This is a genomic window from Corallococcus sp. RDP092CA (genome assembly GCF_041903675.1).
GTDB lineage: Bacteria > Myxococcota > Myxococcia > Myxococcales > Myxococcaceae > Corallococcus.
The window spans coordinates 13,721-37,790 of sequence record NZ_JAYESI010000016.1 but is presented as its reverse complement, the minus strand read 5'-3'; the positions used below and the strand labels follow the sequence as shown (position 1 = coordinate 37,790).

General features: G+C 71.8%; 22 protein-coding genes. 14 read left to right on the top strand and 8 right to left on the bottom strand.

Annotation, left to right across the window (positions count from 1 at the left end):
• Positions 1-17: 17 nt before the first annotated feature.
• Positions 18-1,424, bottom strand: coding sequence for an NAD(P)/FAD-dependent oxidoreductase (locus U8525_RS18520; RefSeq protein WP_374267495.1), 1,407 nt, complete (start codon positions 1,422-1,424; stop codon positions 18-20).
• A 109-nt stretch (positions 1,425-1,533) separates the two neighbouring features.
• Positions 1,534-2,307: a rhomboid family intramembrane serine protease gene (locus U8525_RS18515; RefSeq protein WP_374267493.1), complete on the bottom strand. Its 774-nt coding sequence runs from the start codon at positions 2,305-2,307 to the stop codon at positions 1,534-1,536.
• Positions 2,308-2,522: 215 nt separating this feature from the next.
• Between U8525_RS18515 and U8525_RS18510 the strand changes: the two genes are divergently transcribed.
• A complete protein-coding gene (locus tag U8525_RS18510; protein ID WP_374267491.1) occupies positions 2,523-3,044 on the top strand; it encodes a hypothetical protein in 522 nt (173 codons plus the stop codon).
• A gap of 41 nt (positions 3,045-3,085) precedes the next feature.
• On the opposite strand, the gene rnz is transcribed toward U8525_RS18510, so the two are convergent.
• The gene (gene rnz, locus U8525_RS18505; RefSeq protein WP_374267489.1) at positions 3,086-4,009 is read right to left on the bottom strand and encodes a ribonuclease Z; all 924 of its coding nucleotides are present in this window, start codon (positions 4,007-4,009) and stop codon (positions 3,086-3,088) included.
• Positions 4,010-4,138: 129 nt separating this feature from the next.
• Between rnz and U8525_RS18500 the strand changes: the two genes are divergently transcribed.
• From U8525_RS18500 to U8525_RS18485, 4 genes are read left to right on the top strand one after another with little or no spacing between them, the layout of a single operon-like run.
• Positions 4,139-4,840 carry a DUF2293 domain-containing protein gene (locus U8525_RS18500; RefSeq protein WP_374267487.1) on the top strand — a complete coding sequence of 234 codons (702 nt, stop codon included), beginning with the start codon at positions 4,139-4,141 and terminating at the stop codon, positions 4,838-4,840.
• 58 nt (positions 4,841-4,898) lie between these two features.
• On the top strand, positions 4,899-5,660 hold the full coding sequence (locus U8525_RS18495) for a TetR/AcrR family transcriptional regulator (protein ID WP_374267485.1): 762 nt from the start codon (positions 4,899-4,901) through the stop codon (positions 5,658-5,660).
• A complete protein-coding gene (locus U8525_RS18490; RefSeq protein ID WP_374267483.1) occupies positions 5,657-6,763 on the top strand; it encodes an efflux RND transporter periplasmic adaptor subunit in 1,107 nt (368 codons plus the stop codon). Before U8525_RS18495 ends, U8525_RS18490 begins: the two co-directional genes overlap by 4 nt.
• Before the next feature lie 50 nt (positions 6,764-6,813).
• Positions 6,814-9,933 (top strand): efflux RND transporter permease subunit, encoded by a 3,120-nt coding sequence (locus U8525_RS18485; RefSeq protein ID WP_374267481.1) that lies wholly within the window; start codon positions 6,814-6,816, stop codon positions 9,931-9,933.
• 170 nt (positions 9,934-10,103) lie between these two features.
• Here the strand turns inward: U8525_RS18485 and U8525_RS18480 are convergent, their stop codons facing one another.
• Entirely contained in the window at positions 10,104-10,457 is a 354-nt protein-coding gene (locus U8525_RS18480) for a hypothetical protein (protein WP_374267479.1), read from the bottom strand.
• 262 nt (positions 10,458-10,719) lie between these two features.
• The gene (locus U8525_RS18475) at positions 10,720-10,926 is read right to left on the bottom strand and encodes a cold-shock protein (protein WP_014393434.1); all 207 of its coding nucleotides are present in this window, start codon (positions 10,924-10,926) and stop codon (positions 10,720-10,722) included.
• 285 nt (positions 10,927-11,211) lie between these two features.
• Between U8525_RS18475 and U8525_RS18470 the strand changes: the two genes are divergently transcribed.
• Both U8525_RS18470 and U8525_RS18465 read left to right on the top strand, forming a co-directional pair.
• Positions 11,212-11,760: a hypothetical protein gene (locus U8525_RS18470; RefSeq protein ID WP_374267476.1), complete on the top strand. Its 549-nt coding sequence runs from the start codon at positions 11,212-11,214 to the stop codon at positions 11,758-11,760.
• Positions 11,761-11,938: 178 nt separating this feature from the next.
• Positions 11,939-13,459: a Fic family protein gene (locus U8525_RS18465; protein WP_374267475.1), complete on the top strand. Its 1,521-nt coding sequence runs from the start codon at positions 11,939-11,941 to the stop codon at positions 13,457-13,459.
• Here U8525_RS18465 and U8525_RS18460 read toward each other — a convergent pair.
• From U8525_RS18460 to U8525_RS18450, 3 genes are all read right to left on the bottom strand, one after another.
• Positions 13,443-14,795 carry a hypothetical protein gene (locus U8525_RS18460; RefSeq protein WP_374267473.1) on the bottom strand — a complete coding sequence of 451 codons (1,353 nt, stop codon included), beginning with the start codon at positions 14,793-14,795 and terminating at the stop codon, positions 13,443-13,445. The genes U8525_RS18465 and U8525_RS18460 overlap by 17 nt on opposite strands.
• A gap of 375 nt (positions 14,796-15,170) precedes the next feature.
• Positions 15,171-15,674, bottom strand: a complete 504-nt coding sequence (locus U8525_RS18455) for a hypothetical protein (protein ID WP_374267471.1) — start codon at positions 15,672-15,674, stop codon at positions 15,171-15,173.
• Positions 15,675-15,795: 121 nt separating this feature from the next.
• On the bottom strand, positions 15,796-17,142 hold the full coding sequence (locus U8525_RS18450) for a short-chain fatty acid transporter (RefSeq protein ID WP_374267469.1): 1,347 nt from the start codon (positions 17,140-17,142) through the stop codon (positions 15,796-15,798).
• Between the two features lie 85 nt (positions 17,143-17,227).
• On the opposite strand from U8525_RS18450, the gene U8525_RS18445 reads away from it, so the two are divergent.
• The 7 genes from U8525_RS18445 (at position 17,228) to U8525_RS18415 (ending at position 24,049) form a co-directional block, all read left to right on the top strand.
• Positions 17,228-18,700: an RAD55 family ATPase gene (locus U8525_RS18445; protein WP_374267467.1), complete on the top strand. Its 1,473-nt coding sequence runs from the start codon at positions 17,228-17,230 to the stop codon at positions 18,698-18,700.
• Positions 18,701-18,714: 14 nt separating this feature from the next.
• Positions 18,715-19,104 carry a response regulator gene (locus U8525_RS18440; RefSeq protein ID WP_374267465.1) on the top strand — a complete coding sequence of 130 codons (390 nt, stop codon included), beginning with the start codon at positions 18,715-18,717 and terminating at the stop codon, positions 19,102-19,104.
• 39 nt (positions 19,105-19,143) lie between these two features.
• On the top strand, positions 19,144-19,965 hold the full coding sequence (locus U8525_RS18435) for a hypothetical protein (RefSeq protein ID WP_374267463.1): 822 nt from the start codon (positions 19,144-19,146) through the stop codon (positions 19,963-19,965).
• A gap of 128 nt (positions 19,966-20,093) precedes the next feature.
• Complete coding sequence (locus U8525_RS18430; protein ID WP_374267461.1) at positions 20,094-20,501, top strand: hypothetical protein; 408 nt, start codon at positions 20,094-20,096, stop codon at positions 20,499-20,501.
• Positions 20,494-20,751 carry a DUF5985 family protein gene (locus U8525_RS18425; RefSeq protein ID WP_374267459.1) on the top strand — a complete coding sequence of 86 codons (258 nt, stop codon included), beginning with the start codon at positions 20,494-20,496 and terminating at the stop codon, positions 20,749-20,751. The genes U8525_RS18430 and U8525_RS18425 overlap by 8 nt, the downstream gene beginning before the upstream one ends.
• Positions 20,752-20,763: 12 nt before the next feature.
• The gene (locus U8525_RS18420; RefSeq protein ID WP_374267457.1) at positions 20,764-21,039 is read left to right on the top strand and encodes a DUF5985 family protein; all 276 of its coding nucleotides are present in this window, start codon (positions 20,764-20,766) and stop codon (positions 21,037-21,039) included.
• Positions 21,040-21,247: 208 nt separating this feature from the next.
• Positions 21,248-24,049, top strand: coding sequence for a GAF domain-containing protein (locus tag U8525_RS18415; protein WP_374267455.1), 2,802 nt, complete (start codon positions 21,248-21,250; stop codon positions 24,047-24,049).
• Positions 24,050-24,070: the final 21 nt, after the last annotated feature.

Genomic DNA, 24,070 nt, shown 5'->3' with positions numbered 1-24,070 from the left:
TCACGCACGCCGCGCGGTCAGCTCTGGGCGTGGGGCTGGAGTGCCTGCACCTGGCGCACCTGCTCGCGGCTGCCGAGCGGCAGGGCCGGCAGCGTGAGCTGATCCAACTCCCGCGGGCCGATGACCTGCACCACGTCCTTGCGGAAGAACAGGTCCAGCGTCCAGCCCATGGCCACGCGCACCTTCGTCTCCAGCTTCGGCAGCTTGAACAGGTAGATGGTGCGCCAGAGCACCCACGCGAAGGTGCCGGAGAACTTCAGCCCCAGGACGCGCGCCACGCCCGAGCGCTGGCCGATCGCCGCCAGCTGCCCCAGCATCCGGTAGCGGAAGGCCTTGCCCGGCTGGCCCTTCAGCGCCGCGCACACGTTGCGCGCCACCGCCAGGCCCTGGCGGAGGGCGTGCTGCGCGGTGGGCGGGCAGGGCTCCCCGCCGCGGGTGAGGTCCGGCACCGCCGCGCAGTCGCCCAGCGCCCACACGCCCGGGAAGCCGGGCACCTCCAGGCGCTCGTTCACCTTGAGCCGGCCGCGCACCCTCTCGCACGGGAGGGTCTCCAGCAGGCGGGGCGGCGTGACGCCCGCGGTCCACACCACCGTCTTGGTGGGCACCACCGTGCCGTCCGGCAGCTCCACGCCCGCCTCCGTCACGTCCTTCACGTGGATGCCGGTGCGCACCTCCACGCCGTTCTCGATGAGCTTCTTGCGCGTGTACGCGCCCAGGTCCTTCCCCAGCTCCGGCAGCACCTCCTGGCCGCCGTGCAGCAGCATCACGCGCACGTTGGCGTGCTGGATGTTGGGATAGAAGGGCAGGGCGCCGTGGATGAAGTCGTTGATGGCGCCCGCCGTCTCCACGCCCGCGAAGCCGCCGCCCACCACCACGAAGGTGACGATGGCGTCGCGCTGCCCCGCCGTCACGCAGTCCGCGTCCGCCTCCTCCAGCCGGTCGATGAGGCAGTTGCGCAGGAGCATCGCGTCGCCCAGCGTCTTCATGGTCAGCGCGTGGTCGCGCGGGCCCGGCTTGCCGAAGAAGTTCGTCTCCGAGCCCAGGGCCAGCACCACGCAGTCGTAGTCCAGCGTGTGGCTGTGGCCGTCCAGCCCGCCGTGCGCCACCGTGACCTTCTTCGCCTCCAGGTCCAGGCCGCTGACGTCGCCCTCCACGAACGTCAGGTGCGGCAGCAGCTTGCGCAGCGAGATGACGATGGCGGTCGCGTTCAGGTCGCTCGCCGCCACCTCGTGGAGCATGGGCGTGAAGAGGAAGTAGTTGTCGCGGCTGACGAGCGTCACCTCCACGTCGTCCCGCTTCCCCAGCCGCCGCTCCAGGTGCAGCGCCGCGTACATGCCCGCGAAGCCGCCCCCCAGGATGAGCACCCGCTTGCGCCGCGGCGGCGCCCCCACGCAGAGCCCTTTCGACTTCCCGCTCGCCCCCATGCCCGCCTCCTCACGGCGCGAAGAGCACCCCCTCCAATGTCGGGGCGCTCCCCCGCGTCCGCATCCCGCGCCTGGAGGACGCCTGCCCGCCCGTCCGCCCGGCGGGGCCTCAGGGGTGGTCCGGGTGCAGCCGGTGCCGCCACGTCGTGCGCTGGGCGGTGTAGCGGGGGTTCTCGAAGAGCTTGATCAGCACCATGCCCGCCACGAACCCGCCGACGTGCGCCCAGACGGCGACGCCGCCGGACACCTCCGGCCGCAGCGTCATCAGCTGCGGCAGGCCGGTGATGACCTGGAGCACGAACCACCACACCAGCACGGCCCACGCGGGGACGGGGATGACGCGGATGAGGATGACGATGATGAACAGCATGTTCACCCGCACGCGCGGGTAGAGCACCAGGTACGCCCCCAGTACGCCCGCGATGGCGCCGGACGCGCCCACCGTGGGCACCGGCGACGTGGGGTCCACCGCCACGTGCGCCGCCGCCGCCACCAGCCCGCACACCAGGTAGAAGACGAGGAAGCGCAGGCGGCCCATGCTGTCCTCGATGTTGTTGCCGAAGACCCAGAAGAACAGCGCGTTGCCCAGGAGGTGCCCCCAGCTGCCGTGCAGGAACATGGACGTGAGCGGGGTGAGGCGGTTGATGGCCGCGTTGTCCACGACGCACGCGAGCCCGTCCCCCAGCGGCACCGCCTGTCCCAGCGGCGCGCGGCCGGTGAGCTCCCCGGGCACCATGCCCAGCTCGCAGATGCTGGTGGCCAGGGCCACCACGTTGAAGCCCGCGCCCTGGAGGAACACCCAGGTGAGCCCCAGGGCCGCGAGCAGCAGGTACGTCATCACCGGGGTGCGCAGGGTCGGGTTGTCGTCACTGATGGGGATCATGTTCGCTCGCCAGCATGGCCCCGCCGGGGGCCTCTCGGACGGCCTCGTGCGGAGGGATGTGCGCCGCCGGACGCATCACCGGGAGGCAGGGGGGCTCTACCAAACGAAGGTTGCCCGGTGGGGGCAACTCCCTCCCGGCCGGTCCCGGGCTTGGCTTTCGGGCCCGCGCCGGGCGAAATTCAGCAGCCGTCTTCCCTCTCATGGAGTCCGCAGCAATGAACCCCTCGAAATCGTCTCGCGCCTCGGCGCTGCTGGTGGTGTCCGTCCTCGCCCTCGCCTTCAGCGGTTGCGCCGCGCGCCGCCAGCAGGCGTACCTGGAGGACAAGGCCATGGGGCACGTCTACCGCAGGCCCATCGCGGAGGTGTGGCCGGAGGCGCTCGCCCTCCTCAAGGAGAAGGGCTTCTCCGTGACGAACACCCAGACCGGCTTCGAGACCACCACGGAGTGGCTGATGACCAGCGCCCCCTCGTCCCTGGGCACCTCCTACGCGCGCTACCTGGTGCGCGGCTTCGAGCGCGGGCCCGGCCAGTGCGCGGTGGAGTTCCGCCGCCAGGACCGCTCCGAGACCCGCGCCGCCGACAACACCGACGGCCGCCCCACGGAGCAGCGGGAGTCCGTGGTCGGGGCTGGCAGCTCCCAGATGAAGCGCGACTCCGAGCTGGAGTGGGAGCTGCTCCAGAAGGTGGACCCCGACGCCGCCTCCGCCCTCAAGGCCGAGGCGCAGAAGCTCGAGTAGCGCCCCCCACCGTGGAGAAGGCCGCCCGCGCGGCGCGAGCCTCAGTCGCGCAGCGGCAGCTCCACGGTGAGGCCGTCGAAGGCCACCTCCACCGGGCCCTTGAACGCCTCGCGCGCCTGCGCGAGCAGCCGCCCGGGGTCGGTGTCGTGGCGGCTGGACAGGTGGGTGAGGATGAGCCGCTTCGCCCCCGCGTCCCGCGCCACCTGGGCCGCCTCGCGCGCGGTGGAGTGCCGCGTCTCCACGGCGCGCTCCTGCTCGTCGTCGGAGAAGGTGGACTCGTGCACCAGCAGGTCCGCGTCCTTCGCGGCCTGCACCAGCGCCGGGCAGGGCCGCGTGTCGCCGGAGATGACCAGCCGCCGCCCGGGCCGCGCCTCCCCCAGCACGTCCTCCGGCTTCACCACGCGCCCGTCCGGCAGGGTGATGGACTCCCCCTTCTGCAATCTCCCGAAGGCAGGCCCCTCCGGCACGCCCAGCGCCCGCGCCTTCTCCAGGTGGAAGCGCCCCGGACGGCCGTCCTCCGCCAGCACGTAGCCCAGCGCGTGGATGCGGTGGTCCACGCCCACCGCCTGCACGGTGTAGCTGTCGCGGCGCACTGCGTCCCCGTCCTTCAGCTCGTGGATCTCCACCGGGAAGGCCAGCGACTCCAGCCCCAGGTGCACGGCCTGGTGCAGGAGCCGCCGCGCGGGGGGCGGCCCGTACAGGTGCATGGGCGCGGCGCGGCCCATCATCCCCAGCGTGCGCAGGAAGCCGATGATCCCCAGGTAGTGGTCGGCGTGGAAGTGCGTGAAGAACGCCGCGTCCACGGTGAAGCCCGTGCCGAAGCGCACCATCTGCCGCTGGCTGCCCTCGCCGCAGTCGAACAGGAGCAGGTCCGCGTCCGCCTTCACCGCCAGGCCGGACAGGCCCCGATGCAGGGTGGGCTGCGCGGCGGAGGTGCCGAGGAAGGTGAGCCTCAGTAGGGACATGCCAGCGCTTCCCACGTCGAGAGTGGCCTCCTCGCGCGCGGAGTCCGTCCCCCGCGCGCGCGTTTCCGGGGGCATTTACCAGGGTGCGAGGGGGCGTGCTATGCAGCCGGCCCTTTCGGACCCGCCCCCATGCCTGATTCCCTGACGGTCGGCCCCACGGCCGACCCCCGCCGAGTGAAAGCCCCGGACGGCCGCCTCCTCTCCGTCCCCGACGGCTGGGCCCTCCTCCCCCCTGGCGACGCCGGCCTCACCCGCCGCGTGAAGGCCGCCGGCCCCACCTGGACCGTGGTGGAGAAGGTGGGCCGCAAGCTCTTCTCCCGGGGCGTGTGGGCGCCGGAGGCCCACATCCTCCGCGCCCGCGCCGCCCTGGAGCAGGAGCGCGCCACCCCCGCCTACGCGAAGAAGCTGGCCCAGGGCCGCGAGCGCCGCGCCAGGGAGCAGGCCGAGTACGAGGTCGACTTCGCCAACGCCGTCCTGCGCTTCCTCGCCTTCAGCCCCGCGTGGCTCCCCCACGCCAAGCGCCTGGCCGTGCTCGTCGCCGGCCACGCCACCCCCGTGGGCAGCGGCACGGTCGCCCGCACGGAGCGCATCCCCATCGAGCGGCGCGCGGAGGCCGCCGTCATCGCCTGGATGCGCCACCAGACCACCGGCTACGACGACATGCGCATCCAGCGCGTGAAGGGCGCCCGCCGCGAGGTGCGCCGCGAGCTGGCGGACCTCTCCCGCGCCGTCCTGGACCTGCACCGCCGGGACACCCCCCACGCCCCGCCCGCGTGTCCGCTCTGCTCCGCCCTCCTGCGCCCTCCGCCGACACGCCCCTCGGATTCCTGACCCGGCGTTCAGCAACGATTGGTTTATTTCTGACCGGCGGGTTAGGAATGCGGCCGCCATGCCCCGCCCCGCCGATCCGAAAGCCCGCAGCGCGCTCATCGCCTCCGCGCGGGCGGAGTTCGCGAAGCGGGGCGTGACGGGCGCGCGCATCAGCGACATCACCGCCGCCAGCGGCCTGTCCAAGGGCGCCTTCTACCTGCACTTCCCCTCGAAGGAGGCCCTCTTCGCGGCGCTGGTGGAGGACTTCCTGGCGGCGCTGGAGCAGCTGGCCACGGAGCGCAAGGCGCGCATGGACGGCTTCTGCGCGCGGCACGGCGGCCTGCCGGGCCCCCGGGACGTCGCCACGCGCTCGGAGCGCTACCGCGACTTCCTGCGCATGGAGGCCTGCCTCGACGTGGAGATGCTGGAGCTCATGTGGGCGCAGCGTGAGCTCGTCACGGCGCTCATCGTGGGCAGCGCGGGCACCGCCTTCGAGTCCGTCATGTGGGACGTGGTGGACCGCGAGGTGGAGCGCATCGCGCGCGAGTTCCACCACCTGCGCGGCCAGCAGCCGGACACGCCGGACGTGGACCCCAGCCTCTTCGGCTCCTTCGTCGTGGGCACGTACCTGCTGCTGGCCCGGCGCATGGGCCGGCTGACGCGGAAGCCGGACCTGGCCAACTGGGCCGTGGGCCTCCAGCGCCTGATGCACGAGGGCACGCTGCCCCGCGAGGCCGTGCCCGAGCCCGCCGCCCTCGCCCGCCCCTCTTCCCCGCCCTCCACGCGCCGGCGCCACGCCCGCGCGGCCAACCCGCACCGACCGCCAAGGAAACACCCGTGAAACCGTCCACGAAGCCCTCCGCCTCCCGCGCCCTCACCGCCCTGGGGATGGTCGCCGCGCTCGCGCTCACCGGCTGTGACAAGGCGGACGCGTCCGCGCCGCCCGCCGCCGCGGCCCCCGGCCAGGACAAGCCGACGCCGGCCGTGAAGGTCGTCGCCGCGCGCGGCGTGCGGGCCTCGCAGTCGGAGGAGGTGACGGGCACGCTGTACCCCGCCCAGGGCCTCCAGGTCGGCTTCGAGGTGGGCGGCCGCCTGGAGGCGGTGCGCGCCCAGAAGGGCCAGGCCGTGAAGAAGGGCGACACGCTCGCCCAGCTCAACTCCGAGATCGTGGACGCGCAGGTGGCCGGCGCGGAGGCCGCCGTCGCCGCCGCGGAGGCCGCCGCCTCCATGGCGCAGGACGCGGCCGAGCGCACGGAGAAGCTCAGCACCGGCGGAGGCGTCAGCGAGCAGCAGCACCGGAACGCCGTGGCCGCCGCCGCGCAGGCCCAGGCGCAGGTGATGGCCGCGAAGGCGCAGCTCGCGCAGGCCCGCGCGGCGCGCCGCCGCCACGACCTGAAGGCGCCCTTCGCGGGCACCCTCATCGAGTCCCCGGACCAGACGGGCGCCACGGTGGCCCCGGGCACGCCGCTCTTCACGCTGGAGCAGCTGGACACGCTCCTCTTCCGCACCACCGTGGCGGAGGGCGCCCGCGCGCTGCTCAAGCCGGGCACGAAGGTGCGCGTGACGGCGGTGGGGCAGGGCGCGTCCACCGACGAGGCCGTGGTCCGCACCATCCTGCCCTCCGCGGACCCCACCACCCGCCGCATCCCGGTGGAGATCGCCGTGCCCAACGCGGACGGCCGCTTCGTGGCCCACACGCTGGCGCGCGCCCTGCTGAAGCTGGGCGAGACCCAGGACGCGCAGCTCCTGCCCACCACGGCGCTGTCCTCCTCCAACGGGGACCACGTCCTCGTCGTCAGCGACGGCGCCCTCCAGCGCGTGGACGTGCAGGTGCTGGAGCGCCGCGACCGCGAGGTGGTGGTGCGCGCCGCCGCCGCCCTCCAGCAGGTGGTGGACTACCCCACGCCCACCCTGACCCCCGGCACCCGCGTCTCCGTGAAGTAGCCGCAAGCCGCCCCTTCTCGCCGCGGTCGCGGCGTGCGTGAGCTCTTCCAATGATTCTCAGTGACGTCTCCATCCGACGGCCGGTGTTCACGGCCATGGTGTCCCTGCTGCTCATCGTGCTGGGCGTGATGGGCCTCAAGCGCCTGGGCACCGACCTCTACCCGGACGTGAGCTTCCCCGTGGTGGTGGTCAACACCCTCTACAAGGGCGCGGGCCCGGGCGAAATCGAGACCCAGGTCATCAAGCCCCTGGAGGACGCGGTCGCCGGCATCAGCGGCGTGGACAAGATCCACTCCTACAGCCGTGAGAACGTGGGCACCGTGGTGGTGTCCTTCACGCTGGGCACCGCCCTGGACACCGCCGTCCAGGACGTGCGCGACAAGGTGGGGCAGGCCGTCAACAAGCTGCCCACGGACGCGGACGCGCCCATCGTCAGCCGCGTGGACCTGTCCGCCGCGCCCATCCTCACCTACGCCGTCTCCGCGGAGATGACGTCCCAGTCGCTGCGCAAGCTGCTGGATGACCGCATCAAGCCCGCGCTCGCGCAGCTGGCCGGCGTGGCGGAGGTGCGCATCACCGGCGGCGACACGCGGGAGATCCAGGTCGACATCGACCTGGACAAGGCCCGCGCGGTGGGCATCACGCCCTCCCAGGTGTCCCAGCGCATCGCGATGGAGAACCTCAACCTGCCCGCGGGCCGCCTGCAATTGGGGCCCAACGAGCTGACCGTGCGCGCCATGGGCGAGTTCGCCAGCGTGGAGGACCTGCGCCAGCTGCCCATCGCCCGCGGCACCACCGGCGCCCAGGTGCGCCTGGAGGAGATCGCCACCGTCACGGACGGCGTCGCCGAGCGCCGCACCACCGCGCGCCTCAACTCCCGCGACGCCGTGGTGCTGGAGATCGTGAAGCAGCCGGGCTCCAACACCGTGAGCGTCAGCGACGCGGTGAAGAAGACGCTCGCGCAGATGGGCCCCGTGGTGGGGCAGGGCTTCAAGGCCACGCTCCTCATCGACCAGTCGGAGCTCATCCGCGCCAACACCCACGAGGTGTGGATCGCCCTGGTCTTCGGCGGCCTGATGGCGGTCCTCATCATCCTGATGTTCCTGCTGGACCCTCGCGGCACGTTCATCTCCGCGCTCGCGCTGCCCACGTCTGTCATTGGCACGTTCTTCGTGATGTACGTGCTGGGCTACTCGCTCAACCAGATGACGCTCCTGTCGCTGTCCCTGGCCATCGGCCTGCTCATCGACGACGCGGTGGTGGTGCGCGAGGCCATCACCCACCGGCTGGAGCAGGGCGAGGACCCGATGAGCGCCGCGTACCACGGCACGAAGGACGTGGGCCTGGCGGTGCTCGCCACCACGCTGGCCCTGGTGGCGGTGTTCATCCCCGTGGCCTTCATGCCCGGCATCGTGGGGCAGTTCTTCAAGCAGTTCGGCATCACCATCTCCGTGGCGGTGCTCATCTCGCTGTTCATCTCCTTCACGCTGGACCCCATGCTGTCCGCGCGCTTCGCCAAGGCGCACAAGCCGGGGGAGCGGCAGCGCGAGCCCGCCGTCTTCCGCGCGCTGCGCCGCCTCCTGGAGGCCACGGAGGCCACGTACTCGCGCATCCTGGGCTGGGTGCTGCGCCACAAGTGGACCACCGCGGGCCTCACCGTGCTGGCGCTGGTCCTGTCCTTCGGCGCCGCCAGCCGCCTGGGCGTGGAGTTCATGAGCGCGGAGGACCGCTCGCAGCTCATCGTCGAGCTCCAGCTGCCGGACTCCGCCAACCTCGCGCAGACCACGGAGCGGGCCGCGGAGGCGGAGGCGCTCCTCAAGCAGCTGCCGGAGGTCACCGACATCTACACCACCGTGGGGCCCAGCGGAGACGTCTACAAGGCGCGCATGCGCGTGCTCACCGTGTCCAAGGAGCAGCGCGCGAAGAGCATCGCCACCCTCAAGGAGGAGGCGCGCGCGCTGCTGGTCCCCAACCTGGTCTCCACCGCCATCACCCTGTCCGACCCGCCGTCCATCGAAGGCCTGGGCGACTGGTTCCCCATCATGGTCCGCGTGGTGGGCCCGGACCTGAAGCGCGTCAACGAGGAGGCCGAGCGCGTCGCCGGCATCCTGCGCACCCTGGGCACCTCCGACGTGCGCGTGGACTCCAACCCGGCCAAGCCGGAGCTGCAGATCCAGGTCGACCGCGCGCGCGCCGCGGACATGGACCTGTCCGCCGGGGCGCTCGCCGCGCAGCTGCGGCTCGCCATCGACGGCGACGTGACGGCCAAGCTGCGCGAGGGCACGGACGAGACGGACATCCGCGTGCGCCTGCGCGAGGAGGACCGGGCCACGCCGGAGCGCGTGCGCCAGCTGATGATCGCCACGCCCCGGGGCCTGCACCAGGTGACGGACGTGGCGGACGTGTCGCTCAAGAACGGCCCCAGCGTCATCGAGCACGAGAACCGCGAGCGCCAGGTGGCCGTCGTGTCCCAGCTGGCCAAGGGCGCCGCGCTGGGGGACGTGGCCGCGAAGCTCAAGGCCGCCATCGCCCAGAAGCCCCTGCCGCCCGGCTACGCCATCGTCTACGACGGCCAGATGAAGAGCCTGGATGAGCAGAACGACGCGTTCGGCATCGCGTTCGGCCTGGCCTTCGTCTTCATCTACATGGTGCTCGCCAGCCAGTTCGAGTCCTTCAAGCACCCCTTCACCATCATGGTGTCGCTGCCGCTGGCGCTCGTGGGCGCGCTGCTGGGGCTCGTCGTGACGAACTACCACCTCAGCATGGGCGCGATGATCGGCGTCATCCTGCTGATGGGCCTGGTGACGAAGAACGCCATCCTCCTCATCGACGGCGCGCTCCACCACCTGCGCGAGGGCGACTCCGTGGACGAGGCCCTGCTCAAGGCCGGCCCCCGCCGCCTGCGCCCCATCCTCATGACGAGCGCGGCCATGGCCATTGGCATGGTGCCCACCGCCGTGGGCACGGGCATCGGCTCCGAGTTCCGCGCCCCCATGGCCATCTCCGTCATCGGCGGCGTCATCACCTCCACCTTCCTCACGCTGCTGGTGGTGCCGGTGGTGTTCGCGGCCATGGAGAAGCTGTCCTTCAAGAAGCGCAAGCCCCGCGCTGAAGGGGCGCTCGCCGCGCCGCACGCGGACGCGCCCGCCGCGCACGACCGCGCGGCCTGAGGGCCCGCGGAAACACGAAGGCGCGGGTGACGGTGTCGTCACCCGCGCCTTTCATTTGAAACAAGGGGGATGAAACAGGTCCCGGCGTGGGCGTCCTTCACGGGAGGCCACCGGCTCCGGGCTCCTCGCCGGAGACGGGGCACTCGCGGGCGTCCCGCCCGGGGAGGCTTCTAGCGCGCGACCGCCATGCCTTCGCCGTTGAGCAGGCGCACGCGCGCCTTGGCGAGATGGTTGTGCGCTTCCTCCAGCGACACACAGTCCACGGTGATGTCGTCGTTGGGGGATGCCTCCGACGCCACGCGGGCCGTCTGCAGCCGCGCGATGGTGGAATCCGACACGTGCGCGCACATCGCGCAGCCATTCTTGCGCCCGTGGTCGACGATCTCGGAGAACAGCTTCGCGGACTCCGGCTCCAGCGGGCGAAGCCCCCGCATGTCAGCCAGAACCAGGTGCCGCCCTCCGCCGTAGCTGTCCGTGGCCTTCTTGTAGACGGCCACGTACTCCTTCATCTCAGCCGGACGCATGAAACCGCTCATCCGGGCTGTGATGGTCCGACGGCTCACATCATTGGTGACTTCGAACATAGGTGCGCCCTCCCTCGCAGGATCAAAGACTAACAGACGTCTTTCGGACTTTCACCAGCCCTCCGGTGATTCCTGGTGGAGTGGAAGGTTTGAAAAGAATTGCGTGCTCCCCCTTCTCCGCGGGTTGTAAAAATGAAGAAGCCCGGCCCGCGTGAGCGGGACCGGGCTTCGGTGTTCCAGATTGACCCGGAGCGGGTTGGGATCAACCCACTGCGCGGACGTTCTGCGCCTGCAAGCCCTTGGGGCCGCGCGTCACCTCGAACTCCACCTTCTGGCCTTCCTGCAAGGTGCGGAAGCCGTCCATGTTGATGGCGCTGTGGTGGCAGAACACGTCCTCACCACCGCCGTCCTGCGTGATGAAGCCAAAGCCCTTCGCATCGTTGAACCACTTCACCGTACCAGTAGCCATGAATCGTCTTCTCTTTAGTTGGGTGGGGCGCGGCACCCACCGCCCGGGAGCGGCCGGCCCTCTCGAAATGTGAGGGCCCGAGTGCAGACAACAGTCTGCCCGGCGGGGAGGGGTGGGTGGAAGCCCCCTTGCTTAGCAGCCAACAGTTCATGGGGTAGGCATCCGCCCTACTCATTGCGGGCACAGGCAGGCGGGCATGGGGGAGGGGTGGTTCCGGCGCCCGGGCGTGGGGGCGTGGCTACCGTTTCGGGGCAAGGCCACGACGGCCGGGAGAGGAGTCACGTCATGTACGAGGTCCGAGGCCCCGAACCGCTGCTGCCCCCCGTTCCTCCGCGCCCGGAGGGGGCCGTGCGTCGCGAGTGGCGCCGGCTGCGGGACCACAGCGCGGCGGCGGGCATCCTGTCGCGACCGCTGTTCGGCCGGCTGCCGTTGCGCCGCTGGGTGCCGCAGGACGTGCACTCGGTGCTGGACTACGTGGGAGGGGCGGCGCTGGCGGTGGTGGGGAGCGCGTCAGGCGACCGCGCGGCGAAGGCGGCCGGCTGGGCCCTGGGCGGCGCGGCGGTGGGCGTGTCGCTGTTCACGGACTACCGGCTGAGCCTCACAAAGCTCATCCCCATCGAGGCGCACGAGCTGGCGGACTACGCCTATGGCCTGGGCGCGGTGCTGGCGCCCTTCGTGCTGGGGTACGCGAAGCGCTCGCCCGTGGCGGCGGCGCTGCACGTGCTCGTGGGCGTGAAGGTGCTGGCCGCGTCGCTCATCACGGACTACCGCTGCCAGACGGGCATGCACCTGGGCGGAGAGCTGGCCACGGACCCCGAGGGCATCGGGGCATGAGGGCCTGCCGTTCGAGGGATGCCGCCCCGGGCTGCTCGAAGGCCTGGGGCGTAAGCCATTTTGTTGCTGAGGGCTCCGCGGTAACGATTTTTGGAGCCGCCCAACTATTTTGGTTACGTTCTCCCCGGGAGAACGATTTCTGGACCCGCTTGGTCGAGCCAGCCGTGCACACCTGGGAGTGGGCCTTCCTCCCAAGTCGGAACCCATCGGCTATGCGTGGGTCATCCTGGCGCATTCGCTCGTCGTGCTGCCGCATCACCAGGTGTCCTTTGCCGCACCTGGAAGTGGGAAGCGCGAGCGCATCGAGGGCGGGCGGAGCATCGTCCTCTATCCCCTGACCTACGCTCCGGAGCCGGCGCTCTTCCCTCAGCTGGAGTTCGCCCTCAAGTACGAGGGGGTCTCGCTCGAGATCCTCTCCGCCTTGTTCGAGAAGGTGCCCCGGAAGACGCTGGAGCCCCAGCTCCTGGAGTACATCCAGCAACGGCCCACGGGGCAGTACTCGCGGCGGCTCTGGTTCCTCTACGAGTTCCTCACCGGAAACACCTTGGACCTGCCGGATGCGGCGAGCGGCAACTATGTCCCGTTGCTGGAGCCCCAGGTGTACTTCACCGCGACGGAGGAGCGGAGCCGGCGCCATCGCGTCATCAACAACCTGCTGGGCACCGTGGACTTCTGCCCCATGGTGCGGCGCACTGAGAAGCTGGAGCACTTCGCGAGCCTGGACCTGACGCAGGAGGCCGCCCGGCTCATGGACGCGTACGACGAGGACGTGCTCCGCCGGGCCATCAACTACCTCTACGCCAAGGAGACCCGCTCCTCGTTCGCCATCGAGCGGGAGAAGCCGAGCCCGGACCGCACCGAGCGGTACGTGGCCCTCCTGCGTCGGGTTCCCCAATGGGACACCCTGGATGAGGCGGCGTTGATCGCCATCCAGAACCAGACCGTGGATCCGCGCTACGCGGAGACGGGCTACCGGAAGGAACAGAACTACGTCGGCGAGACGGTGAGCTTCACCGAGCAGAAGGTCCATTACCTGCCGCCCCGTCCCGAGGACGTCCCTCCCCTCATGAAGGGGCTGCTGGCCAGCCTCGAGCGGATGGCGAAGGCTCGCGTGGACCCCATCGTTCAAGCCGCGGCGGTGTCCTTCGGCTTCGTCCTCATCCACCCCTTCCTGGACGGAAACGGGCGCCTGCACCGCCTGCTCATCCACTACATCCTGTCTCGCTCGGGGTTCACGCCCCAGGGGCTCATCTTCCCCGTCTCCGCGGTGATGCTGCAGAAGCGCTCCGAATATGACGCCTGCCTCGAGTCCTTCTCCGTCCCGCTCATGCAGCAGGTCGACTACGCGCACGACGAGGAGTGGCAGGTCACGGTGAAGGGCAGGACCCGCAACCTGTACCGTGCAATCGATTGCACGAGGATGGCAGAGGACCTCTACGCATGGACCGGGGAGACCATCCGTACGGAGTTCCGCAAGGAACTGGAGTTCATCGTCCGCTACCGTCAGGCCCGCGAGCAGATGGAGCAGGTGGTGGACATGCCGGACCGGCAATTGAACCTGTTCATCCAGGTGGCCCTCCACAACAAGGGCAGGCTCTCCGCCACCAAGCGCGCCTCACACTTCGAACGCCTCACCGACGAGGAGGTTCATGCGCTGGAGGCCATCATCCAGGAGCAGTTCTTCAAGGGTTCAGCTTGAGCACGAAGCCATCCTGAAGCCGCCGCGACGGCCCGTCCTCCGGGGCGGGCCGGCTGAAGCCGCCGGCGAGCAGCACGCCCCCGAACGCGTCCACGCTCACGGCCCGGGCCTGGGCCACGGCGTTGGGGCTCGCGAACCCGCGCACCCAGAGCGCGGCGCCCTCTTCCGGCAACAGCTTCGCGACGTACAGGCCGGGCGGCAGGGCTCCTCCGCCCAGGGCGAGGCCGCCGTCATGGCCTCCCGCCACCGTCACCTGGCCCGCGTCGTCCGTGGCGACGAGGGGCGCGCCGGCGGGGAAGGTGCGCGCCCACCGCTGGCCGCCGCGCGCGTCGTAGGCCAGCAGGAAGCCGTCGCGCGAGTCCGCGCGGTGGAAGGTGTCCCGGAAGTACAGCCGGCCGCTGAACCCGCCGCCCACGAAGACGCGGTCCGCCCCCACGGCCACCGACACCGCCGTGCCGTCCGTGCCTCGCACGTCGTGGCTCCAGACGTGCTCGCCGTCGCGCGTGAGCTTCACCACGAAGGGCGTGTGCTGGCGCACGGTGACGAAGGTGGCGTCGCCAAGGGACACCGCCCCCGCGTAGCCACCCACCACGTGCACGTCGCCAAAGACATCCACCGCCACCGCCCGCGCGGAGACCTCGCCCTCGCCCGCGGGCATCCACACGCGGCTCCAGCGCTGCTCGCCCCGAGGCCCCACGCGCAGCGCGAAGCCCGCGTGCCGGCCGCGAGGCGCGGTCTTCAAGCCCTCCCCCAGATCGCGCGCGCCGGAGAAGTCCCCCACCAGCACCGCGCCGCCGTCCGGGGTGGCCGCCACGCCGTTCACCGCCACCGGCCCCTCCCCCGGCAGCGCGCGCACCCAGTCCAGCGCGCCGCCGCCGTCCAGCCGGGCCAGGAACGGCCCCTCTGGCAGCGTGGCGCCGTCGCTGCTGAAGCCCGCGGACAGGCCCGTGAGGAAGACGTGACCCTCGGCGTCCACCGCCAGCCCTCCCACGCGCGCAGGCGTCGCGTGCCGGGGCGTCCAGCCGCGCGCCCACCTCAGCGTGCCGTCTGGCGAGTACCGCGCCACCAGCAGGTGGGGCGCCACCACGTCGCGATTGAAGGGCAGGGGACCCGCCCCCAGGTCCATCGGCTCTTGATAGGTCGCCGCGACGAGGACGTCTCCGTCGGAGGTCACCACCGCGTGCGGCGCCTGGGGGGCCCCAACCCTCAGGCTCCGCGACCACACGTGGGCCTCCTCGCCCGCTCGCGCTTCCTGTCCGCCCACCTCGCCGAGCACCGGGATGCGCGGTGCCGTGGCCCGGGCTTCCCCGCACCCCACGAGGAAGAGTCCCCCCACGCACACCGCCATCCGAAACCACGCCACCGCCGCCCCCCGTCCCGGTCCCAGCACCACCTACCCCGACTCCCCCGCCCTTCAACCGCGCCCAGGTCCTTGTGCAAGCGCACGGCCAACGTGGCCTGGCAAAGGTGTCCCCTCGGGAAGCCGGCAGGACCCCTCCCGCGTGGCCCGGGGGACTGTCCTCCTGTCTGAAAAAACTCCTGCTCCGGGGGCGGGTCAGGGTGAAAAATCGCCCAGACACCCGGGCGGGCTCCTGGACCGCGCGAAAGTCATCACTCACGCCCGCGCCTCCCTGCCGTGAACGGCGACGCCCGCCTGGGAGAGGTCCCGGGCGGGCGTCGGTGCCGCAGGGGCTGGAGGGCGGGCGAGGGACTACAGCACCTTCACCTGCACCTCCTTGAGCACCTGGTCGCCGCGCATGACGGACACGGTCCACGCGCCGGGCTTGGGCAGCCGCACGCCGGTCCACTGACGGGCGCGCCAGCCCTCGCCCTTCACCTTCACGTCCTTCGTCTCGCGCACGGTGGTGCCCTGCTTCACCTGCACCGTCAGGTCGTCGATGGAGTCGCCCTGGGGCACCAGGTAGCTCTGCCACAGCAGCACGTTGGTGCCCGCCTTGACGCCCTCGGGGCCCACCTCGGCGGTGCACTCGTACTTGTTGGGGCCGTCCTTGGCCACGTCCGTGCAGAGCTTGGCCTCCACCAGCACGGGACCCTGGCCCTGGCCCTTGTAGAAGTAGTTCCAGGTGTCGCGCACCGCGTCCGCGCTGGGGGCCTTCACGGACTCCGCCGCCGGCGGCGCCGCCTCCTGTGCACCCGCCACCGTCGCCACACCCAGCACCGCGCACAGCACGCTTCCGTTGAACACGCTCTTCATGACTTGGGGTCCCCTCGATGAGTTGAAGGCGGCCGGCCCACGTCCGGCCCCTCGGTGTGCCTGTCTACCATGAAACATCCCGGGCCATTCCCCGAGCGGGCGCCCCGCCGGGGACGCCGCGCTAGCCGAAGAGGAAGAAGCCCAGCGTCACCAGCGGCAGGTACGCGAGGAAGGCCACCAGGAGGAAGCCGAGGATGTCCTTGAACTCCAGGCGGGCCACGGCCAGGAGCGGCAGCGCCCAGAAGGGCTGGATGAGGTCCGTGGCCATGTCGCCCCACGCATACGCCAGCACCACCTTCTCCGGCGCCACGCCCAGCCGCCCGGCCGCGTCCAGCAGGTAGGGCGCTTCGATGGCCCACTTGGAGCCGCCGGAGGGCACGAAGTAGTTCACCACGCCGCTGTAGAGGTACACGATGGCCGGGAAGGTCTTCTGCGTGGACAGGGACACGAACAGCTCCCCGATGCGGTCCGTGAGCCCCGTGGCCTTGAAGATGCCGTAGATGCCCGCGTACAGCGGGAACTGCAGCACGATGCCGTGCAGCACGCTCGCGGCCTCCTCGCTCGCCTTGAGCAGCCGCGCGGGCGTGCCGTGCAGCAGCACCGCCAGCGTGAGGAACGTGAAGTTCACCACGTTGAGGTTGAGCGCCTTCCAGCCGCCGTGGAGCCACAGGTGCCGCGCGAACCACGCGAGCCCCAGCGCGCCGAAGAGGACGTTGAGCAGCCAGGCGTGGTCCAGCCACTCCGCGGGGCTCAGCCTCCCGTGCGGCTTCTTGGGCGGGACGAAGTCGCCCAGCTTCTCCAGCACCCGGGGCTCCACGCGCACGGTGCGCTCCGGTGCCGGGTGCAGCGCCCACGCCAGCGCCGTGAGCAGCGCCACCGCGGCCAGCGTGAGGCCCACGTTGAAGGGGGAGAAGAGCGTCCGGTCGATGGGGATGACCCCCAGCCGCTTCTCCAGGAAGTGGCCCGGCGTCGCCACGAGCAGCGGGGCGGAGGCGGACAGGCCCGCGTGCCACGTGGCGCCCAGGCCGAAGTAGGCGCACGCCACCAGGAGCCGGTAGTCCACGTCCGGCCGCCTGCGCGCGATGAAGCGCACCAGCATGGCGCTGGCGACCAGCGACAGGCCCCAGTTGAAGTACGCGAGCGCCATGGACACCGCCGCCATCAGCGCGGTGGCGCTCCGGGGGCTCCGGGGCAGGCTCGCGACGCCTTCGAGCAGCGCCTTCACCGGGGCGGTGAGGGCGAGCAGGTAGCCGGTGAACATCACCAGCGCCATCTGCATGGAGAAGGTGAGCAGCTCCCAGAAGCCGCCGCCCCACGCGTCCAGCACCGCGGGCGGCGTGGTGCCCACCCAGCCCAGGGCCAGCGCCATGGTGAGCAGGGTGAGGAGCACCGCGATGGCGAAGGCGCTGGGGACGAAGCGCGCGGAGAAGCGGCCCAGGCCTTCGGCGAACCGCACGAGGGTTTCCACGGTGAGGGCTCTCCCAGGGGGGCAGCGGGCCCCGGCGTGAATCTCCCAGGGCGACGCCTCGGGTTTTACGGTATGAGCGGTCGCCATGTCCCCTAGCGAGCAGCACCCCCCCGTCTTCGAGCGCATCGCGACAGGTGTGCCCGGACTGGACCCCATCCTGGGCGGTGGCCTGGTGGCCTCAGGCGTCTACATCGTGGTGGGGGAGCCCGGCGCGGGGAAGACCATCTTCGCCAACCAGCTGTGCTACTCGCAGGCGCGCCAGGGCACGCGCTGCCTGTACGTGACGCTCCTGGCCGAGTCGCACTCGCGCATGCTGGCGAACCTGCGCAGCATGGCGTTCTTCGACGCCGCCCAGCTGCCGCAGCGCATCTACTACGTCAGCGGCTTCCGCATGCTGGAGGAGCAGGGGCTGCCGGGCCTCCTGGAGCTCCTGCGCCGGGAGATGCGCAACCACGGCGCGGGCATCCTGGTGCTGGACGGCCTGGTGCAGGCGCAGGAGGCCGCGGGCAGCAGCCGCGACTTCAAGAAGTTCATCCACGAGCTCCAGGTGTCCGCCGGCCTGTCGCGCTTCACCGCGCTCCTGCTCACGAGCAGCGTGGGCCCCACCGTGCACCCGGAGTACACCATGGTGGACGGCATCCTGGAGCTGCGCGAGCGCACGGCGGCCATGCGCTCCTGGCGCGAGCTGCAGGTGCGCAAGTTCCGGGGCAGCGCCAGCCTCAACGGCGCGCACCACTTCCGCATCTCCGAGGCGGGCCTGGAGGTGTTCCCCCGCCTGGAGACCCTGGTCAGCCGCGCGCAGCCGCCGGACTGGGGCACGCAGCGCGTGCGCTTCGGAGTGCCTACGCTGGACGCCATGATTCCGGAGGGCATCGCCGCGGCGTCCACCACGCTGGTCATGGGGCCGCCGGGCTGCGGCAAGACGCTCCTGGGCGCCAGCCACCTGGCGGAGGGCCTGCGCCTGGGCGAGCCCGGCCTGATGGTGAGCTTCTACGAGGGGCCGGACCGGCTGCTGCACAAGACGGCCAACGTGGGGCTGTCCCTGGGCAGCGCGGTGAAGGACGGCCGGCTGGTGCTCCAGTGGAACATGCCCGCCGAGTGCAACCTGGACCTGGTGGCGCACGCGATGCTGGAGGACGTGCGCAGGCGCGACGTGAAGCGCCTGTTCGTGGACGGGCTGAGCGCCATGGTGGAGACCACCCACGAGCCGGCGCGCATCAGCCCCTTCTTCGCCGCGCTCACGCAGGAATTGCGACGCCACGGGGTGACGACCGTCTTCACGCTGGAAACGCCGCGCCTCTTCGGCCCGGACATGGACGTCCCCCTGGGAACGGGCCTGTCCGGCGTGGCGGAGAACCTGCTGTTCATGCGCCACCTGGAACTCAATGGCCGCCTGCGGCGGCTGCTCTCCATCTTCAAGCTGCGCGACGCGGACTACGACCCGTCGCTGCGCGAGTTCCACATCACCTCCCAGGGAATCGAAATCCAGCCGCCCTTCCAGCCGTCGCCCGAGCTGCTGCTCACCGGCATCGCCCGCTTCCCGGGCAACCACTCCTGACCCCCAGAGGACCCGTGGTTCCCGCGACCGAGACCGTGCTGGTGGTGGACGACGAACAGGGCATCCTGGAGGCGCTCGCGGACCTTCTCAGGGAGGAGGGCTACCGCGTGCTCACGGCGTCCCATGGCCGCGAGGCCCTGGAGCGCATGGCGGAGGTGCGGCCGGACCTGGTGCTCACGGACTGGATGATGCCCGTGCTGGACGGCCCCGCGCTCATCGCCCGCCTCCAGCAGGACCCGGCGCTGCGCCACATCCCCGTGCTGGGCATGAGCGCCGTGGACGTCAGCGGCCTCAAACGTCAGTACCCGGGCATGGAGTTCCTCCAGAAGCCGTTCGACATCCGCGCCCTGATGAGGCTGGTGCGCAGGTCCCTGGACGCCAACTCCCGCGTCCGGGGAGGGTGAGGCGCGCGCCGCTTCCGCGCGCCCGGAGGAGGAGCCGCCATGTTCCACCTGCTCAAGCTGGGTCCGGTGCCCCTCTCCATGGGCACCACGGGCGTCTACCTGCGCATCGGCGAGTCCGGCGACCCGTCCGCCCCCGTCTTCGAACAGACGGACGTCGCGGGCGTGCGCGCCCTGCTCGTCGGCGTGGAGCCGTCCCAGGTGGCGTGCGAGCCCGCCCTGGCGGACGCCGCGGAGGCGCTGGGCCTGGCCGTGGCGCCCCCGTCCACCGCGGCGCTCTCCGCGCGGGCCGCCATCGCCACCTTCCTCGCGTGGGGCCAGCTGGGCGTGTCCGGGCTGGGCAGCGACAAGGCGCTGCTCTTCGTCCAGGCCGCCACCGAGTTCTGGGACGCGAAGCCCTGGACGCACTGGGACGACAGCCAGGCCTTCACCGTGGAGGTGACGGGCGCGCACGAGCACACCTACGAGGGCTGCGTCTTCCACGGCGAGGACGCGGGGCCCTCGGGCCTGGCCCTCTACCTGTCCCCCGGCTCCCTGGGGCGGCTGCTGGAGCTCCAGGTGCACGGCGCGGACAAGGAGGCCCAGGCCCTGCCCGCCATCACCGTGTCGCTGGAGGCCCGCCCCGCCTACGCCGTGGAGGCGCTGTCCGCCGCCGGCCGCGTGCCCCGGCTGCCCCTGCCCGTGAAGGCCGGTCCCCAGGGCCTGTCGGTGCCCTCCAGCCTGGAGTCCCTCATCCTGGTGGCCGCCCTGCGCGCCGTGGCCCGCCTGTCCCCGGCCCGGCCGGAGGCCCTCAGCAGCATGGTCGCCGGCGACGCCCACATGGACGTCCGGGTGCGCGCCCCCGCCCCCCGCGTGCGTAACTAGGCGGAATCAGGCACCCTCTGCCATGACGCACCCCGACCAGGCAGGCAGCCAGGCTTGTGTGAAACTGTGAACAACCGCCGTTGCTATAAAGGTTGATTCACAAAATACATGGGTCCATAGGTGGAGGCGTGACTGACGCCGGCCTCTCACCACGGGTCCAGCGCTTCCTCACGACGCACATCGATTCCATCGAGAAGCTGGAGGTGCTCCTCCTGCTTCGCGCCCGAGCGGAGCGGGCGTGGACGGCGCCGGCGGTGGCTCTGGAACTGCGCATCACTGAAGCCTCCGCGGCCCGCCGTCTGGCGGAGCTGAAGACGGGAGGGCTCCTTCTCCAGGATGGCGTAGCGGAGGACGCCTACCGGTTCAGTCCCGGTCGGTCGGAGGACGTTCAGGCCACGGCGGAGCTGGCGACGACGTATGCCGCGCGCCGCGTGAGCGTGATTTCGTTCATCTTCTCACGCCCCATGGACAGGGTGAGGGGCTTCGCGGACGCGTTCGTGCTCAAGAAGGACAGGGACGGCGACGACCATGGCTGAGGCAGTCTACATCCTGTGCGCGTTGACGAGCCTGGCGTGCGCGGTGCTGCTGCTGCGTGCCTGGCGGCGCACGCGGATGAAGCTGCTGCTCTACAGCGGCTTGTGCTTCACGCTCTTCACCTTCAACAACGTGCTGCTCTTCGTGGACCTGGTGCTCATCCCGGAGGGGGACCTGTCGATGGAGCGTACCGTCACGTCAGTCATTGGCGCTGGCGTGCTGCTGTTCGGCCTCATCTGGGACGTGTCCTGAGGGGGGGACACCATGTTGAAGACCCTGCTCGATGGCGTGGTGTTGATGGCGTACCTGGCGTGCGCCCTGTTCTTCCTGCGCTTCTACCTCCAGTCGAAGGACCGGCTGTTCGCGCTGTTCTCCCTGGCCTTCATGCTGATGGGCGTGCACAACCTGCTGGGCGCGCTGCTGGCGCCGACCCTGGATGCCGAGCGCATCCACTACCTGTACGTCGTGCGTCTGATGTCCTACCTGCTCATCCTGGGCGCCATCTGGGACAAGAACCGCGCGGGGCGCGGCTCCCGGTGAGCCGCCGCGCCGCCGGGGCGAGGGCATGTTCGCCATCGACAATGCGCTCGCCCGCACCCGAGGTCCCGGCGGGCTGAGTCGCCGTGTGGGCCAGCGGGTTGCCTGTCGGACACTCGCCGGGCATCCAGCGGCCACGGAGGCTTGTGGCAGGCCGGAGACCGTCATTATCGGAGCGTCCCCCGGGTGAGGCTTCCTCCCATCGCGCTCCATGCCTGAACCGTCCCTCAAGCCCTCGACCGAGCCTGTTGGCGAGCCACCGCCGCGGTCCGCCGCGACGGCGGAGGGCGGTCCGCTCGTGGGGGACGTGGCCGCCGTGCCCCCGGCCGGCCCGCGCGAAGCGTCCCCGGTCCGGGAGGAGGGCCGCTTCGCGTTCCTGGCCCGCGCGGGCGAGGTGCTGGCGTCGTCGCTGGATGAGCCCACGGTGCTGCGCCAGCTGGCGGAGCTGGTGGTGCCGGAGCTCGCGGACTGGTGCGCGGTGGACCTCGTCTCGCCAGCGCGCGCGGTGGTGCGGCGGGCCGCGGCGCACCGGGACCCCGCGCTCGTGCCCGCCGTGTATGCCATTGTCGAGCGCTGGCCCCCGCGGACGGACGGCCCCGAGGGGGTGGCCCATGTCCTGCGCACCGGGGAGGCCCGCCTCTTCGCCGACGTGCCGGAGCCGCGGATACGGGAGGCGGTGGCCCGGGGGAACGAGGCCCTGGCGGAGACGTGGCGCCTGGGCTGCCGCTCCGCGATGTTGGTGCCCCTGGTGGCGCGGGGGCGGGTGCTGGGCTGTCTGTCATTGATGTCCGGCACGGCCGGCCGCTTCGGCGAGCAGGACCTGGAGCTGGCGCGCGAGCTGGCCCGCCGGGCCGCCCTGTCGTTGGACAACGCGCTGCTGTACGGCGAGGCCCGTCAGGCCGAGGCGCGCGCGGCGCGGCTGCAGGCGGTGACGGCGGCGCTGTCGCGCGCGGCCACGGAGGACGCGGTGGCGCAGGTGCTGGCGCGCGAGGTGTTTGAGGCGAGCGGCGCCACGCGCGTCGCGGTGCTGGCGCTGGAGGAGGACGGCCGGCTGCGCCCGCTGCGCGTGCTGGGCTACGCCGAGGAGGCGCTGGCCGCGTTCACCCGGCCGCCAGCGGGGGCCCCGGCCCCCCGGAGCGAGGCGAAGTGGTTCGGGACGCTGGAGGAGTTCATCGCGTGCTACCCGGAGGACGCGGCGCTCGCGCGCCGCCAGGGGCCGGGGGCCCGCGCGGTGGTGCCGCTGTGGGGGGAGACGCGCTCGCGGGGCCTGCTGCTGCTGGGGTGGCCGGAGCCGCGCGTCCTCCCCGCCGCGGAGCGCGCGTTCCTGGAGGCGCTGGCGCACCAGTGCGCGCAGGCGCTGGAGCGGGCCGCGCTCTATGAAGCGCTGCGCGAGCGCACGGAGCGGCTGCGGCAGGCGCTGGTGACGGGCGACATCGGCACCTGGCGCCTGGACCTGGTGCGCGGCAAGGAGCTGCGCGACGCGGCGCTCAACCACATGCTGGGGCTGCCCGCGGTGGACTCCGCGGTGCCGATGGGGGACATGCTGGAGCAGCTCCACCCGGAGGACCGGCCGCACGTGGAGGCGGAGTTCCTCCGCTTCCAGCGCGAGGCGCCGGGCTTCTTCGAGCTGGAGTTCCGCGTGGTGCGCCGCGACGGAGGCGTGCGCTGGCTGCACAGCGTGGGGCAGTCCTTCGCCGGGCCGGACGGGAAGGTGGCGGAGTTCACCGGCGCCATGGCGGACGTCACCCGGCGCAAGGAGGCCGAGGAGCGGCTCCAACTGCTGCTGGACGCGAGCCGCGTGCTGGCGCTGCGCCTGGACGACGTGGAGGAGGCGCTGCCGGAGGTGGCGCGGCTGGTGGTGGACCACGTGGCCACCGGCTGCCTGGTGGACCTGGCCGCGCCGGACGGCACGCTGCGGCGGGTGACGGCGGCCCACCGCGTGGCCACGCACGACGCGCGGCTCAAGGCGGCGCTGGGCGGCACGGGCCGGGGGCCCGCGCACCCGGCGCTCCAGTGCTTCCGCTCCGGCGAGGTCTGCTTCCTGTCGCGCCTGGACTTCAAGCGCTGCGACGCCGTCTCCACGAGCGACGCGCACCGGGCGCTGGTGGACAGCCTGTCGCCCGCGTCGGTGCTGTCGGTGCCGCTGCGCGCGCGCGGCCGCACGCTGGGCGTCATCACGCTGTTCACCGCCGAGCCCCACCGCACGCTGGTGGCCGCGGACGTGACCATGGCGGAGGAGCTGGCGCGGCGCGTGAGCGTGGCGCTGGAGAACGCGCGCCTGTTCCACGACGCCCAGGCCGCGGTGCGCCTGCGCGACGAGTTCCTCTCCGTGGCGAGCCACGAGCTGAAGACGCCGCTCACCAGCCTCATCCTCCAGCACAACCTCATCGGCCGGGCGCTGGAGGCGGCCGGCGCGCCGGGGCCCGTGACGGGGAGGCTCAACACCGCGCAGCGGCAGGTGCTGCGGCTGATGGCGCTGGTGGACAACCTGCTGGACGTGAGCCGGCTGTCCCTGGGCAAGCTGTCGCTGGAGCGCGCGGAGGTGGACCTGGCGCAGCTCACGCGCGACGCGGTGGAGCGGCTGGAGGACGTGTTCGCGCAGGCGCGGTGTCCCTTGAAGCTGGAGCTGCCGCGCACGCTGACGGGCCAGTGGGACGCGCTGCGGTTGGAGCAGGTGCTGGTGAACCTGCTCACCAACGCGGCGAAGTACGGCGCGGGCTGCCCGGTGACGGTGCGCGCGGGCGTGGACGCGCGCGACGAGGCCTGGCTGGAGGTGCGCGACGAGGGCATCGGCATCGAGGCGGACGCGCTGCCGCGCCTCTTCGGCCGCTTCGAGCGCGCGGTGAGCGAGCGGCACTACGGCGGCATGGGGCTGGGGCTCTACATCAGCCGCCAGATTGTCGAGGCGCTGGGCGGCCGCATCGACGTGGACAGCCAGCCGGGGCAGGGCGCCACCTTCACGCTGCGGCTGCCCCGGAGCGCGGCGGAGGCGCGGCCTCCCCCGGAGCCGTGAGGGAGGCCGGGGCCCGCCTGT

What these genes read in the sequence shown, in the direction of transcription:
- U8525_RS18495 (WP_374267485.1), top strand. Translation starts at nt 4,899, where the DNA reads ATGCCCCGCCCCGCCGATCCGAAAGCCCGCAGCGCGCTCATCGCCTCC.
- U8525_RS18520 (WP_374267495.1), bottom strand. Translation starts at nt 1,424, where the DNA reads ATGGGGGCGAGCGGGAAGTCGAAAGGGCTCTGCGTGGGGGCGCCGCCG.
- rnz (WP_374267489.1), bottom strand. Translation starts at nt 4,009, where the DNA reads ATGTCCCTACTGAGGCTCACCTTCCTCGGCACCTCCGCCGCGCAGCCC.
- U8525_RS18480 (WP_374267479.1), bottom strand. Translation starts at nt 10,457, where the DNA reads ATGCGTCCGGCTGAGATGAAGGAGTACGTGGCCGTCTACAAGAAGGCC.
- U8525_RS18445 (WP_374267467.1), top strand. Translation starts at nt 17,228, where the DNA reads ATGTCCCCTAGCGAGCAGCACCCCCCCGTCTTCGAGCGCATCGCGACA.
- U8525_RS18500 (WP_374267487.1), top strand. Translation starts at nt 4,139, where the DNA reads ATGCCTGATTCCCTGACGGTCGGCCCCACGGCCGACCCCCGCCGAGTG.
- U8525_RS18415 (WP_374267455.1), top strand. Translation starts at nt 21,248, where the DNA reads ATGCCTGAACCGTCCCTCAAGCCCTCGACCGAGCCTGTTGGCGAGCCA.
- U8525_RS18420 (WP_374267457.1), top strand. Translation starts at nt 20,764, where the DNA reads ATGTTGAAGACCCTGCTCGATGGCGTGGTGTTGATGGCGTACCTGGCG.
- U8525_RS18515 (WP_374267493.1), bottom strand. Translation starts at nt 2,307, where the DNA reads ATGATCCCCATCAGTGACGACAACCCGACCCTGCGCACCCCGGTGATG.
- U8525_RS18475 (WP_014393434.1), bottom strand. Translation starts at nt 10,926, where the DNA reads ATGGCTACTGGTACGGTGAAGTGGTTCAACGATGCGAAGGGCTTTGGC.
- U8525_RS18510 (WP_374267491.1), top strand. Translation starts at nt 2,523, where the DNA reads ATGAACCCCTCGAAATCGTCTCGCGCCTCGGCGCTGCTGGTGGTGTCC.
- U8525_RS18485 (WP_374267481.1), top strand. Translation starts at nt 6,814, where the DNA reads ATGATTCTCAGTGACGTCTCCATCCGACGGCCGGTGTTCACGGCCATG.
- U8525_RS18455 (WP_374267471.1), bottom strand. Translation starts at nt 15,674, where the DNA reads ATGAAGAGCGTGTTCAACGGAAGCGTGCTGTGCGCGGTGCTGGGTGTG.
- U8525_RS18435 (WP_374267463.1), top strand. Translation starts at nt 19,144, where the DNA reads ATGTTCCACCTGCTCAAGCTGGGTCCGGTGCCCCTCTCCATGGGCACC.
- U8525_RS18470 (WP_374267476.1), top strand. Translation starts at nt 11,212, where the DNA reads ATGTACGAGGTCCGAGGCCCCGAACCGCTGCTGCCCCCCGTTCCTCCG.
- U8525_RS18425 (WP_374267459.1), top strand. Translation starts at nt 20,494, where the DNA reads ATGGCTGAGGCAGTCTACATCCTGTGCGCGTTGACGAGCCTGGCGTGC.